Consider the following 13,039-nt stretch of genomic DNA (forward strand, 5'->3'; position numbering starts at 1 on the left):
TCGGCGCATTCGCAGGGAGTAACTCTCGCCGCACAGTGAACGCACAGCCATCGTCCCTCCTCTTGCAGGGCGGATCCCTCCAACTGAGAGGAACGTGCTGTGCGTTCACGTAGACGTATGCGGTCGCGTCTGTACCCGGCCGGGTCGGTGGTCCTGGCCATGGCTGCCGCAGGATCGGTGCTGGCCGGGCCGGCCGGCTCCGCCTTCGCAGCCGACGCAGACGGGCGCGCGGATCTGCGGGCGGATGTCAACCGCGACGGGCGGATCGATGTCGCCGGTGGCAGTGACAGCACCGGCGAGGACGGCTGGTCCGTCGAGCGTGGGGCCGTGTATCTGCCCAACATCGATGACGACAGCAAGCGGTGTCCGGTGACCGGGCCCGGTGGCGCACCGCTGTCCGACGCCAAGTTGGCCGCCTGCAACGACGGCACGGACACGAAGGTCAACGGCGCCGAGGACGCCGCCGACCTCGCCCGAATCCGTTCCGTGCCCCTGCCGGGTCTCCCCGCCAACGCCACGGGCAGCCTGAAGATCGCCACGGGTGGCGCACACGCGCACCTCTTCCTCAAGCGCGCCGGGAAGTGGACCCTCGTGACGTCCGCGACCAGGTTGACGGCGGCCGAGCTGCGTTCGGGTGTGGAGTTCGGCGTCGAGGCCACCGATGTCGTCCGGGACAGCGCGAAATGGGACGGCCGCGCCGTGGTCCGCCTGACGGTGACGTCCGGGCGGAAGTCCACCTCCGACGCGGTCACCCTGCGCGTCGCGCCGCTGCTGACTCAGCATCACCTGCAGAACACACAGCAGGTGATGGTGTCCAAGGTCCAGGGCGATGGCCCGGACAGCCGCCTTCAGCGGGAGTTCGTCACGGCGCTCGGGAAGGAGGTCGAGAAGGCGGGGATCACCACGCCGCTGATCACCTTCGAGAAGTACGCCGACCGCTGGGTCCAGGACTTCGTCGAGCCGGCCTACGTCAGCATGACCGGGCCGGGTGGCGGGCGGCATGTGATGCGCGTGATGCTGCGTTCCGCACAGCCGGACCGGGACGCGGGCCGGGAACTGTTCGAGCGGGTGCGCGGCCGGGACGTCGGCGTCGTGCAGGTGAACGACCCGGCGGAGCCCGACGACTGGTCGCTCAACTCCATGGGAAACCTGGAGACCATCCCGCCCCACGCGCACGGCGGTCGCTCCTTCCCGGCGGGGCGGATCATCATGGGCGAGCGCAAGGACAGCGGGGCGCGTCCGTCGAAGGTGATGCGGACCCTGCTCAAGTCCCAGGGGATGCAGGACCCGCTGCTGCTGGACACCTCGTGGCTGAGCGTGGGACATGTCGACGAGTTCGTGCAGTTCCTGCCCGCCGACACCCCGCGCGGCTGGCGCATCGGGGTCGCCGATCCGCAGGCGGGGCTGCGGATGCTGCGCGACGCCAAGCGCGACGGACACGGCAACACGAAGATGTTCTCCGTCCCGGGCCGCAGTGACACCCCGGCGCCCAAGGAGACCATCGACCAGGCGCTCGCCTCCCGTCACCTGGTGGCCGACAACGAGATGGCGGCCCGGCGCATCGCGGCCAACCTGGACATCCTCAAGCGACAGACCGGGGTCACCGACGAGGAGATCGTGCGGGTGCCCGCGCTGTACACCCGGGGCTCGGACGCTCTGAGCGCCGACGGGCAGGAGATTCCCGTGCCCCGCCTGACGCGCATGGGCGCGGCCTCCGACCTCGTGGACGGCCTCGGGGACCATGGCCAGCAGAAGTGGCTCGCCGGGAACCCTGCCCCGCGGGCGGCGGCTCCGGCGACGGTGACGACCGGTGCGTACGTTCCCGGTGCGGTCAACGGCCTGCTCCTGGGGCGCGACCGCTACCTCGCGCCGCGCCAGTGGGGGCCCGTCGTCAACGGCAAGGACATCTTCACGGAGGCCGTCACCGCCGTCTACCAGCGGGTCGGCATGAAGGTGTCGTACATCGACGACTGGTACACCTACCACCTCGGCATGGGTGAAGTGCACTGCGGCACCAACACCCTGCGCGACGCGAGTGCCGCGTGGTGGCAGAACCCGGTGGTGAACCGCAACGAGTCGTAGACAGCGCCTTCAGCCGGCACGTCGGGTTACCTGCTGCGGGTGGGGGGCCGTCGTACCGCTGGTCGGTGACAGGCACGGCCCACCGGGTCTCCGGGGTGGCGTCGCCGGTGCCCTCCCACAGGGCGATGTGGTCCACGAAGCGGTCGGGGGCGGCACCGTGCCAGTGCTCCTCCTGGAGGGGACCTGTTCGCCGACATCGCCGTCGCCATCCTGCGCACCGAGGCCGGCCGCAATCCGTACGACAAGAACCTGCATGATCTCGTCGTTGAACTGTCCACCCGCAGCGAGGAGTTCCGCACCCGCTGGGGCGCCCACAACGTCCGCCGCCACGGCAGGGGGACCAAGCGCTTCCGGCACGAGGCGGTCGGAAAGCTCACACTGGCCTTCGAGGGCCTGAAGCCGGCCGCCGACCCCGGCCCGACCCTGACCGTCTACGCCGCCGAGCCCGGCTCACCATCCGAACACGCCTTGCACTTGCTCGCGTCCTGGGCCGCCACCGACGTCTCTGCCGCTCCGAAGGAACGCCAGAGTACTTCCTCGTCTTCGTCGACCCAGCCTGGGCCTCCGACCCTGCTGGTCCAGACCCGCAAGGGCGTGACCTGCGGCTCGCCGGCGGCCAGGAACGCCTCGACCACCGGGGCAAGGTCGTCGCAAACCATGGAGGCGTTGGTGAAAGGCCGGTCACCCGGCTCCGGTGTCGATGTCTCGTCCGCCACTTCGGCGATCCACGTCAACAGCACCAGACCATCCTCTCCCCTCCGAGGAAAGGCGGTGCTCAAGGGGAACAACCTGCTTCGTCGGTCCGTACCATCGCTACATCGAGGCAACTCGCGGCACATACGGCGTCCTACCGGGCCGCCGGGCCTGCCTCCCGGACAGGCAACCATCCGCAGTACGCCTCCAACGCCGAGGAAAGGCAAGCAGCATGTCCGAGACGACAACTCCCGCCACCGAACTGGCATCTCAGTACATCGCCCAGGTGACCGGCGACCTCGACGCGAACGTCAAGGAGCAGGAACGTGTCAGTGCGGAGATCGCGTCGCTGCAGGAGCAGCTTGCCGCTCTGCAGCGCGACCACGGCGTGCTGGTGAGCATGCACCAGGCACTCGGCATCACCGCGCCGCCGACCGAGTCCGCCTCCGACTCCCCGAGTGCCGTGGTGCCCTCTCCACGGCGGAAGAAGGACGGTGCCGCGGCCGGCGGGAAGCAGAAGGCACGCACGTCCGCCGCGCCGGCCAAGCGGGCAGCCAGGAAGTCCGCGGCCAAGACGACGAGCAGCGCCAAGGCAGCGGGTACCACCAAGGCGGCAGCTACCGCCAAGTCGGCAGATACCACCGAGACGGCAGGTTCCACGAAGACGGCGGCGGGCGCCGCCAAGTCCGGCGAGCCCACCCTCGTCGAGCTCATTCGCCGCCACCTCGCGGCGCAGAAGGAACCGCGCTCCGCTGCGGAGATCTCCACGGCGCTCGGCCAGGCCCACCCCCACCGTGACATCGCGGCCAAGGTCGTACGCGTGACGCTCGAGGGGCTCGTTGCCAAGAGTCAGGCCGAGCGTTCGAAGCAGGGCAGGTCGGTCTTCTACACCGCGCCCGCCGCACAGTCGGCGGCCGCGCCGGAAGCCGGGGCACAGACCGAGGACTCCGACAGCTGACGAGGCGGGGGCATGCCCGGACCCCGCCGGCTACGACGTGCCGGGAAGCCGGACCGTGACGACGAGACCGCCGGCGGGGCGGGCGACGAGGGCGAGGGTCCCGTCATGGGCACGGACGACGCTGCGCACGATGGCCAGGCCGAGCCCCACACCGGCATGCTCGTCGGTGCGTACGCGTTCCGTGCCGCGCTGAAAGGGTTCGGTGAGGGTCGGCACCAGTTCCGGTGGCACCGCCGGACCCGTGTTCTCCACGCGCAGCACGCTCGCGCCGTCCCGCGCCTCGGTATGGACGGACACGGTGCCGCCGACGGGGACGTTGTGAACTACGGCGTTCTGGACGAGGTTCGTCACCATCCGCAGCAGGAGCTCCCCGGAGCCGCTGGTCGGGGCCGCCCCGCCGGTGACGCCGAGCGTGATCCGGCGTTGTTCGGCGAGGGGCAGCAGCGTTTCGGCGGCCTCTTCGGCGACGAGGGAGAGGTCGACGCTCCCGCGGGCGAAGGCCCCGCCGTCGCTGCGGCTGAGCAGCAGGAGGGCCTCGATGAGGTCGATCGCCCGCGCATTGACGACTTGCAGGCGTTCGAGGAGTTCGTCGCGGTCGCGTGTGGGGTCCTTGCGCGCGACATCGAGCAGCGTCTGCGAGATGGCCAGCGGAGTGCGCAGTTCGTGGGAGGCGTTGGCGGCGAACCGCCGCTGCTCGGCGACATGCGACTCGAGCTGTTCGAGCATGGTGTCGAAGGTGTCGGCGAGTTCACGGAACTCGTCCTGGCGGCCCTCCATGTGGATCCGGTGGGACAGCGACCCGCTGCCGGCCGTCCGTGCCGCCTCGCTGATCCGGGTGAGCGGTGCGAGCATCCGGCCGGCGAGGAACCATCCGCCGACGAGGCCGAACACCAGCAGGAAGCCCATCGCCACGGCGGCGGCGCGACCGAAGATGCGCGAGAGGAGGAACCGGTTGGGGGAGATTCCGAGCAGGCCCTGGGAGTTGTCGGGCACGTAGCGCAGCAGGAACAGCCACACCACGGCCAGCAGGACGGTGCCGGTGACGAGGACGAGTCCGGCATAGCTGAGGGTGAGTTTCAGGCGGGCGCTGAGTCCCGGGCGTCTATTCATGTTCATGGGCACTGCCGGTGTCGATGCGGTAGCCGACGCCCGGCACCGTGGCGATGATCCACGGCTCGCCGAGCCGTTTGCGCAACGCGGAGACGGTGATGCGGACGGCGTTGGTGAAGGGGTCGGCGTTCTCGTCCCAGGCCCGCTCCAGCAGCTCTTCGGAGCTGACGACACCGCCTTCGGCGGCGACGAGGACTTCGAGCACGGCGAACTGCTTGCGGGTGAGCGCGACGTAGCGTCCGTCTCGGAAGACCTCCCGGCGGAAGGGGTCGAGGCGCAGGCCGGCGATCTCACGGACCGGGGGCCGGGCGTACGCGCGCCTGCGGTCCAGCGCGCGCAGCCGCAGGACGAGCTCGCGCAGCTCGAACGGCTTGGTGAGGTAGTCGTCGGCGCCGAGCTCGAAGCCGGACGCCTTGTCGTCGATCCGGTCGGCGGCGGTGAGCATGAGGATCGGGATGCCGCCGCCGGAGGCGACGATGCGCCGGGCGACCTCATCACCGGAGGGACCGGGAATGTCGCGGTCGAGGACCGCGAGGTCGTAGGAGTTGACGCTGAGCATCTCCAGGGCGGCGTCGCCGTCGCCCGCGATGTCGGCGGCGATCGCCTCCAGCCGCAGCCCGTCCCGGACGGCTTCGGCCAGGTAGGGCTCGTCCTCCACGATCAGTACACGCATGTCCGAAGCCTAGGCAGCGCCGCATACCGCCGACGTATGCAAAGACGAGGCACGGCGGACACACGACTCAGCGTGCCCCTACCGGCGTGGGCTGAGGCCGGTCCGCCGGTGCCTCCGTGGTACGCCACCAGCGGCGCGACGCCAGCGCGGCCAGCACGGCGCCCGTCGCGTTCACCAGGACGTCGTCCACGGAGGACACCCGGTCCAGTCGCAGGACGTACTGCGCGGTTTCGACCAGCACCGAGCAGCCCGCCCCGAGGGCCAGGACCCGCGGCACGGAGGCCGACGCCGCGAACCGCATGGGAGCGAAGAAGCCGAGCGCAGCAAAGACCAGCAGGTTGCCGCCGATGCCGATCGGACCCATCGTGGCCAGATCCCGCAGTGGTACCAGGCTCACCCGGGCGGGCACGGTGCCGGCCCCGCCGCCCGGCATCAGGGTCATCCACAGGAACGGCGCCGTCCCGTAGACCATGCCCACCTCGGCCATCGAGATCCGCCATGCCGACATGACACCGGCGGCACGCCGGTGGCGCGCCAGTGCCCAGACCACGAGCGCGGCCAACGGCAGCGCGGCCAGGGTGAGGAGCACGACACCGTTGAACGTGTCGAAGCAGCCGTGCCACCGGCCTGCCATGCACGCCGGGGCGGACATCATCAGCGGCCGCCGCACGACGAACACGGCGCACGCCAGGACGAGGGTCGCCAGGACGAAAAGCATGATGCCGCGCGTCCGGCGGGCCGGTGACGGCAGGGATGCGTTGGAGGTCATGCCTCCATTGCATGCGGAGGGCCGTTGCGGTGGCGTATGCGGCTTTCGATACGCCGGCGATACCCCACGCCGAGGCGGAAGATGACCGACACGCTTCGATCGCGGCCGCCCAGGGCTAGCGTGGGCCCATGATCGTATGGCTCAACGGCACCCACGGCGCAGGCAAGACGACGACCAGTGCACTCGTGCAGCAACTGATCCCGGATTCACGGGTGTTCGACGCCGAGAAGGTCGGCGAGACACTCATGGACATCAAGCCGGGGCTGCCTTCGACGAACAACTTCCAGCACTGGCCGCCCTGGCGGCCACTCGTGGTCGAGACGGCCCGTCGCGTGCTCGACTACACCGGCGGCACTCTGGTGATGCCCATGACCGTCCTGGTCGAGCAGTACTGGCGCGAGATCAGCGCGGGCCTCGCCGAGCATGCCATCGAGGTACGGCACTTCGTCCTCCATGCGGACCAGGCCACGCTCCGCCGGCGCATCGAGGGGGACACCGTTCTGGGCCCCTCCTCGTTCCGACTCGAATACCTTGAGCCCTACGCCGAGGCTGCCCGCACCTGGCTGCACGGCGAGGCCGAGGTCATCGACACCACACACCTCACGCCGACGCAGGCCGCCCTGGAGATCGCGGAGTCCGTCAAGAACGGCTGAGCACCGGGGACCCCGGCTCGGCGCGGGTGGCCGTTGACTCCAGGCGCAGCATGGCCGTCTCGTCCGGCGTGCCGGGCGCTGCCTGGTAGACCACCATGCGCTGGCCACCCGTCCGGGCCAGCCGCATGACCTCGTAGGTCAGGGTCATCGGGCCGACCTTGGGATGCCGGAAGGACTTCTGCCCGCCGCCGCGTTCGCAGACGTCGTACCGCTCCCAGAGGCGGGCGAACTGCGTCGACTTCAGCATCAGTTCGCCGACCAGTGCGGTCAGTTCGGGGCTGTCGGGGTCGGCCCCGCCGACCGCCCGCAGATGTGCGACCGACAGGGCGACGGTTTCCTCCCACGGCTCGTAGAGCGTCCGGCCTACCGGGTGGAGGAAGACGTAGCGCGTGAGGTTGCGCTGGTCCTCCGGCCAGTCCCAGAGACCGGGCATGAGCCGTCGCCCTGGCGGGTTCGCGGCCAGCACGCGGTTGTACCGGCTCACCACGTAGGCGGGCAGCGGGCGCACCGACTCCAGCATCCGCAGCACCGAGTCGCGCACGGTGTGGTCCGAGCAGGCCGGTAGCTCGGTGGGGCGGCCGGAGGCCAGTTCGGCCAGTTCGTGCAGGCGCTCGTATCCGTCGCCGCGCAGTCTGAGGGTGCGGCCGAGGGCGTCCACGACGGCGGGCGACGGGTTGGTCTCCCGGCCGCGCTCCAGACGGATGTAGTAGTCGACGCTCACTCCGGCCAGTGCGGCCAGCTCTTCGCGGCGCAGTCCGGGAGTGCGGCGCAGGCCCGCTCCGGCCGGGAGACCGACATCCTCCGGGCGTACCTGCGCTCTGCGGGCCTTCAGGTATCGCCCGAGCTCCGTGCCCCTCGCATCCGCTGCTGCTGTCATCCGGTCATTGTCTCAGGCGGTCAAGAGGTGTGGGGGGCCGTGTCAGGGCCTGGAACGCCGCACCCGGGGCAGAGCGCGGTCTGCCGTGCGGCGGCGCGCGAGCGCAGAGTTGATGCCGGAGCGGGCGGCCCGGCCGCCGGGGCCCAGGGGGTGCACGACACCGGACCGCGGCCCGGTGGTTCGCGGCCGCCCGCCCGATTCCCTCTTCCACGACCGTTCTTGCAGTTTCCGGGAGTTCACCATGCCGGCCACGCCTGCCTCGCCTCCGTCCACCGCCTCCACCCCCGGTCACGAACCGGAGCCGTCGACACCTGAGGGGCGAAAGACGCCTGATCCGGCGCGACCTACGCCGGCCCCGGTGGGACCGAGCGTGCCACCCGCCGAGACCGTCACCGGGCCGCGGCGAAGCGGCCTCGCGCTGGTCGCCTCGCTCCTCGGCTTCACGGTGATCACCGTCGACGTCTCGGCCGTGAACATCGCGCTGCCCGCGATCCGGGACTCCCTCAGCAGCGGAATGTCCGGTCTGCAGTGGGTGGTGGACGCATACACCCTGATGTTCGCGGCCTTGATGCTCTCGGCGGGCGCTCTCTCCGACCGCACGGGCGCCCGCCGCGCCTACGCCTGGGGCATCGCCCTGTTCACCCTCGCTTCCCTCGCCTGTGCGCTCGCGCCCGACATCGGCGTGCTGGTCGCCGCGCGGGTGGCGCAGGGCGCTGCCGCGGCGGTCGTGATGCCGGCCTCGCTGGCGCTGATCCGGCAGGCCTACGGGGATGCCCGGGCGCGTGCCCGGGCCATCGCGCTGTGGACGGTCGGCGGCTCGGTGGCGATGGCCGCGGGGCCGGTGCTCGGGGGGCTGCTCACCGACTCGGCCGGCTGGCGGGCGGTCTTCCTGCTCAACCTCCCCGTGGGGGCGGTGATCCTGGCCCTGTTGATCCGGGTACCGCGCTCCCCGCGCCGGCCCGCCGCGTTGGACGTCGGCGGTCAGCTCACCGCCGTACTGGCCCTGGCCGGTCTGGCGTTCGCCGTGATCGAGGGCGGCCACATGGGCTGGACCAGCGGGCCCGTCCTGGGCGCCGCCGCACTCGCCCTCGCCTCCGGGTGCGCCTTCCGCGTGGTGGAGGCCCGGCACCGTCAGCCGATGGTCCCGCCGGCCCTGCTGAGGGACCGCCGGGTGACCGCCTCACTCGCGGTCGGTTTCGCCGTCAACGCCGCCTTCTACGGCGGGATCTTCCTGCTCGGGCTGCACTACCAGCAGTTGCGCGGCATGTCGGCGATCGAGGCCGGGTTGATGTTCGTTCCCATGTCCGCGGTGGTGACGGCGACCAATCTGGTGTCGCCGCGACTGGCCGAGCGGGTCGGGCGGCGCCCGGTGATCGTCGCCGGGCAGCTGATCTTCACCGGAGCGATGCTGGCCATGCTGCCGCTGGCCGCGCACACCCCGGTGTGGCTCGTGCTCGTCCTGTTGCTGCCGCTGAGTGTCGGCGGGGCACTCGCGGTACCGGCGCTGACCGCGCTGCTCATGGACAGCGTTCCGCACGAGCGCGCGGGAACCGCCTCCGGCCTCCTCAACTCCCTTCGTCAGACCGGTGGCGCGCTCGCCGTCGCCGTCTTCGGCAGCCTGCTGGCCGGCCCCGCCGGGGCCTTCTCCCTCCCGGGCATGCGCCTCGGCCTCCTCATGGTGGCGGCCCTCCTCCTCGCCACCACCGTCCTGGCCCGCCTCCTCCTGCCTCGCGGCTGACGTGTGGTGCGACAGGATGAGGTCGTCAACCAGGAGGCTGTGAAGATGAGTTACGACCTGCGGGCAGTGATCGCCGGCCAGGACGTGCTGCGTGTCGGCACCCGGGATCTGTCCGTCGCCCGGCTCGCGTCGATCGGACAGGGTCTGTCGTTGATGCCGATGACATACGCGCTGTTCGAAGCCGTCACGGACGGCAGTGGTGACGGCACGTGGGGATTCCGGTGGTTCCCAGGAGGGTTCGAGAAGGTGCTCGCCGGCTGGTCGGCCGGGGGGCCGGTGGCGTACGTGGAGGCCGAGTACTTCGGCGGCGTCGGCGAGCAGCGGGCTGCCGTGTGGGACGCGGGCACCATGGCGCTCGCGCCGCTCCACGTGGACGAGGGCGAGCCCTTTCCGCCGGCGGGCAGTCCTGTCTCGCAAGCGCTTCGGAGATTGGGGGTGGTGGCAGGCGCAGCCGGGGACGAGTTCTCTGCCGTGGGGTTGGACCGGCATCGGCACAGCGAAGCGTGGGTCTCCTGACGCGCCCTGGTCGCGGCCGTAAGAGAGGTCGCGGCCCTCAGGTATCGCTGCCCGGGCCGTCGGCCAAGGGGATGCGGGCGGTGATGCGTTTGCCGACCGCCTCCCGCTGCACCGCGAAGTCCTCGGCCACGGCCTTCACGATCTCCAAGCCGTGCTGCCCGATCCTGTGGGGGTCGGCGGCCCGGGCCGCGGGCATGGTGGGGTCGCTGTCCCAGACGCTGACTTCCACGACGCGGGCGGTGACACGCAGGTCCAGCAGGACGGGGCCCGGAGCGTATTTGCGGGTGTTGGTGACGAGCTCGCTGACCACCAGCGCGGTGAGGTCTCTCGCTCGGGCGGAGACGGGCAGGTGCTGCTCGGCGCTCGCCCGGTCGAGGAAAGCGGCGGCGTGACGGCGGGCGTCCGCGATACAGCTGTCGTCTCCGTCCAAGGCATACCCGACGCGCATGAGATGCTCGTCAGGCGTAGTACAGCCGTCACCGTCGGCATCAGGTTTCACTGGCCTCGCCCTCACTCCCCGTTCAAGCGCGCCGGTACCCGTTTCGCTGCCCTACATGCCAAGAGGGTGCTGTTCGGCACAGCCGCCCGGGTGCATCCGGCCGGGGCGGTGGGGCACAATCGACTGCGCACATTCTGACCGGGCAAGCCTAAGCACAATCGAGGAGACGGTGTCCCAGCTCGAGGAAGCGGACCGGCCGGGCCGGCTCCACGCCGAACACCACATGACCGGAGGCGTCCGTGTCGTGACGCTTCGGGGCGAGATCGACCATGACGTCCGGCACGTGCTCAGCGAAGCCCTGCTGATCGAGGACGGGGCGGACCCGCCGCGGATCGTCGCTGATCTCAGCGGCGTGACGTTCATGGACTCCAGCGGCATCAACATCTTCGTCGCCGCCCACCAGCAGGTGAGCCGGGCAGACGGCTGGGTGCGCATCGCCGGAGCCCAGGAAAGCGTCCTGCGTGTTCTCCAACTGGTCGGCGTCGACACCCTCATCCCCTGCCATCCCACCACGGAGCAGGCCCTGATCACCTGACGCGTACGGGCAGCCCGGACCTCGCCAGGCTCCCCATGACTCGGACTGACGGGCATCAGACGGGTTCCGCCCGACCGCCGCGCTCCTCGACACTCCGCCAGAAGTCGAGCGGCGCGCCGTCACGAGAGCCTCGGGTGCCTCTTCGGCCCTGTGATGGCCGGACTCGATCGGGCCCCTCGAGGCGGTCGCCGGTCCAGTCGCGCCACACGGCCAGGACGTCGCCGTAGAGGTCGGCCATGTCGTCGCAGCGCCCGAGGGCCTCCCCGATCGGAACGGCGTCCAGCACCGTGACGCCGGAGACGGCCTCCGGATGGTCCCGGGCGAGCCGAGTGGCCACGTACGCGCACCGGTCGTGCCCGACGACGGCGAAGCGCTCGTGCCCGAGACGGCGCATGACCGCCAGTGGGACATGGCAGTTCTCGCGAGCCACCCCTCTTCGAGACGTCCCGCACCGATTCCCTCGCGGCCGCCGAATCCCACGCCAGGAAGCTGGCCATGCGTACCGCTGCGTAGTGTTGTGACCCCGGCTGACCACAACCCCGCGGCCCCCGACCCCCGGCCGGGGGTCGGGGGCCGCGGGGTTCAGAACCAGTGCAGGCAGTGCGGGGCGCGGTCGCTGCGGAAAAGGGCGTCGGCGAGGGTGGCCGCGTCCGGGCGGTGGGCCCGGACGCGGCCGGCGTGGACGAGCGTGGTCGGGGCGGTGCCGCCGAGGTAGACCGATCCCAGGTCCCGCACGTCCAGGGACAGGTCCGGCTCCCGGTCCGTCGGAACGCAGTCGGCCTTGCCGTCCCGGACGGTCAGCAGATGGCGGCCGTGCTCGCCGAGGAACGGATCCTCGACGTCGAGGACGAGCTCGCCGTCGGCGAACCAGCCGCGCGCGGTCAGCGCACGCGGGACGTCCAGCAGACGCACCCAGAGCCAGTCCATGTCGCCGCTCACCTCGCCCGCGCGGAAGTCCGCGAGCTGCCAGCGCAGCGGGTGCTGGGGCGGGACGTGCTTGAACACGACCCGCGAGACCAGGTCGTGGTTGAGCACGAACCGGGCCAGGGCCGTGAAGACGGCAGCGTCGGTCGCGATGGTCTCGTCGACCGTCAGAGTGGTCTCGGGCTCGCCGAGCGAGTAGCTGGCGTACCCGTCCGGGACGCCGTCGGCGTCACGATGGACGGCGACGTAGCGCGGCGCCGGAGAGATCGGGGGCTGCCCCGCGCGCAGGTCCCACCAGCGGTGCGGGCGGGACAGCGCTCCGGGCTGGGCGCGGCGGTACCGGTCGTAGATCTCTTCCAGGATCTCGCCGCACCCGGCGCTACGCAGCACCTCGACCGAGCCGTTGTCCGCACCGGTGTCCGGTGCGTCGGCCGTTGCGGACGCCCGGGGTGGAGCGAGGGCGGCCCGGTGGCGCGGCACCGTCAGCTCCTGAGTGTAGGTAGCCGGTCCGTAGCCGAACCTGCCGTAGATCGTGGCCTCGGAGGCGAGCAGCACCGAGAGGAACTCCCCGCGGGCCCGCAATTCACCGAGCTGATGCCGCATCATCGCGCTGAGCACGCCCTGGCGCCGGTGCGAGGGCAGGACGCCGACGGCCGTCACCCCGGGGGCCGGGACGATGGTTTCGCCGGGCAGGGTGAGCTCGAAGGAATGCGCGCCGGCGGTGCCGACGGGCCGACCGTCCGCCGTCAGGGCGAGCAGGCAGCGGTCCATTTCGAGCGCCGACCACCACTGCCCGCCACCCTCGACCGGGGTATCCGGGAAGCGCCCGAACGCGGCGTGGACGGTGTCTACGAAGACTTCGAGGTCCTCGTCGGTCGTGGGACGTATTTCCATCGCTGCCGCTGCCTCCTCGGGCCATCGGCACCACGGACGGTGGTGCCGATAGCAGCGTGCAGCGTCAACCTGTGGTGGAGGCAAGCGAATTAACGATCGCCCCACGCCCCCCACGGCC

Annotated in this window: 14 protein-coding genes and 1 pseudogene; 7 read left to right on the top strand and 8 right to left on the bottom strand. The window is 71.1% G+C overall.

Annotated elements, in window-relative coordinates; all coding sequences use genetic code 11:
* Nucleotides 1-117: 117 nt before the first annotated feature.
* Both QOL88_RS00640 and QOL88_RS00645 read left to right on the top strand, forming a co-directional pair.
* On the top strand, nucleotides 118-2,082 hold the full coding sequence (locus QOL88_RS00640; protein ID WP_097214573.1) for a protein-arginine deiminase domain-containing protein: 1,965 nt from the start codon (nucleotides 118-120) through the stop codon (nucleotides 2,080-2,082).
* Between the two features lie 171 nt (nucleotides 2,083-2,253).
* A pseudogene (locus QOL88_RS00645) lies at nucleotides 2,254-2,613 on the top strand (MmyB family transcriptional regulator); the annotation flags it as partial.
* Here the strand turns inward: QOL88_RS00645 and QOL88_RS00650 are convergent.
* Nucleotides 2,514-2,822, bottom strand: a complete 309-nt coding sequence (locus QOL88_RS00650; protein WP_097214574.1) for a hypothetical protein — start codon at nucleotides 2,820-2,822, stop codon at nucleotides 2,514-2,516. The pseudogene QOL88_RS00645 and the gene QOL88_RS00650 overlap by 100 nt on opposite strands.
* Before the next feature lie 185 nt (nucleotides 2,823-3,007).
* Between QOL88_RS00650 and QOL88_RS00655 the strand changes: the two genes are divergently transcribed.
* Complete coding sequence (locus QOL88_RS00655; protein ID WP_097214575.1) at nucleotides 3,008-3,733, top strand: hypothetical protein; 726 nt, start codon at nucleotides 3,008-3,010, stop codon at nucleotides 3,731-3,733.
* Nucleotides 3,734-3,763: 30 nt separating this feature from the next.
* On the opposite strand, the gene QOL88_RS00660 is transcribed toward QOL88_RS00655, so the two are convergent.
* The 3 genes from QOL88_RS00660 to QOL88_RS00670 all read right to left on the bottom strand — a co-directional run bounded on the left by QOL88_RS00660 (nucleotide 3,764) and on the right by QOL88_RS00670 (nucleotide 6,285).
* Nucleotides 3,764-4,843 carry a sensor histidine kinase gene (locus tag QOL88_RS00660; RefSeq protein WP_097214576.1) on the bottom strand — a complete coding sequence of 360 codons (1,080 nt, stop codon included), beginning with the start codon at nucleotides 4,841-4,843 and terminating at the stop codon, nucleotides 3,764-3,766.
* The gene (locus QOL88_RS00665; RefSeq protein WP_097214577.1) at nucleotides 4,836-5,516 is read right to left on the bottom strand and encodes a response regulator transcription factor; all 681 of its coding nucleotides are present in this window, start codon (nucleotides 5,514-5,516) and stop codon (nucleotides 4,836-4,838) included. Before QOL88_RS00665 ends, QOL88_RS00660 begins: the two co-directional genes overlap by 8 nt.
* Before the next feature lie 67 nt (nucleotides 5,517-5,583).
* Nucleotides 5,584-6,285, bottom strand: a complete 702-nt coding sequence (locus QOL88_RS00670) for a VanZ family protein (protein WP_097214578.1) — start codon at nucleotides 6,283-6,285, stop codon at nucleotides 5,584-5,586.
* 128 nt (nucleotides 6,286-6,413) lie between these two features.
* Here QOL88_RS00670 and QOL88_RS00675 point away from each other — a divergent pair, with 128 nt between their 5' ends.
* A complete protein-coding gene (locus QOL88_RS00675; protein WP_097214579.1) occupies nucleotides 6,414-6,938 on the top strand; it encodes an AAA family ATPase in 525 nt (174 codons plus the stop codon).
* Here the strand turns inward: QOL88_RS00675 and QOL88_RS00680 are convergent.
* A complete protein-coding gene (locus QOL88_RS00680; protein WP_097214580.1) occupies nucleotides 6,925-7,815 on the bottom strand; it encodes a helix-turn-helix domain-containing protein in 891 nt (296 codons plus the stop codon). The genes QOL88_RS00675 and QOL88_RS00680 overlap by 14 nt on opposite strands.
* 241 nt (nucleotides 7,816-8,056) lie before the next feature.
* On the opposite strand from QOL88_RS00680, the gene QOL88_RS00685 reads away from it, so the two are divergent.
* Nucleotides 8,057-9,553 carry an MFS transporter gene (locus tag QOL88_RS00685; RefSeq protein WP_097214581.1) on the top strand — a complete coding sequence of 499 codons (1,497 nt, stop codon included), beginning with the start codon at nucleotides 8,057-8,059 and terminating at the stop codon, nucleotides 9,551-9,553.
* A gap of 45 nt (nucleotides 9,554-9,598) precedes the next feature.
* Complete coding sequence (locus tag QOL88_RS00690; RefSeq protein WP_097222784.1) at nucleotides 9,599-10,069, top strand: hypothetical protein; 471 nt, start codon at nucleotides 9,599-9,601, stop codon at nucleotides 10,067-10,069.
* A gap of 37 nt (nucleotides 10,070-10,106) precedes the next feature.
* Here QOL88_RS00690 and QOL88_RS00695 read toward each other — a convergent pair whose 3' ends face one another.
* A complete protein-coding gene (locus QOL88_RS00695; protein ID WP_107426729.1) occupies nucleotides 10,107-10,517 on the bottom strand; it encodes an ATP-binding protein in 411 nt (136 codons plus the stop codon).
* A 220-nt stretch (nucleotides 10,518-10,737) separates the two neighbouring features.
* On the opposite strand from QOL88_RS00695, the gene QOL88_RS00700 reads away from it, so the two are divergent.
* Nucleotides 10,738-11,103, top strand: coding sequence for an STAS domain-containing protein (locus QOL88_RS00700; RefSeq protein ID WP_257027347.1), 366 nt, complete (start codon nucleotides 10,738-10,740; stop codon nucleotides 11,101-11,103).
* Nucleotides 11,104-11,158: 55 nt separating this feature from the next.
* Here QOL88_RS00700 and QOL88_RS00705 read toward each other — a convergent pair whose 3' ends face one another.
* Both QOL88_RS00705 and QOL88_RS00710 read right to left on the bottom strand, forming a co-directional pair.
* Nucleotides 11,159-11,497 (bottom strand): alpha/beta fold hydrolase, encoded by a 339-nt coding sequence (locus QOL88_RS00705; RefSeq protein ID WP_373559263.1) that lies wholly within the window; start codon nucleotides 11,495-11,497, stop codon nucleotides 11,159-11,161.
* A 188-nt stretch (nucleotides 11,498-11,685) separates the two neighbouring features.
* Complete coding sequence (locus QOL88_RS00710; protein WP_097214583.1) at nucleotides 11,686-12,921, bottom strand: GNAT family N-acetyltransferase; 1,236 nt, start codon at nucleotides 12,919-12,921, stop codon at nucleotides 11,686-11,688.
* Between the last annotated feature and the right edge of the window lie 118 nt (nucleotides 12,922-13,039).

The organism is Streptomyces sp. Ag82_O1-12, assembly GCF_900182715.1.
GTDB lineage: Bacteria > Actinomycetota > Actinomycetes > Streptomycetales > Streptomycetaceae > Streptomyces > Streptomyces massasporeus.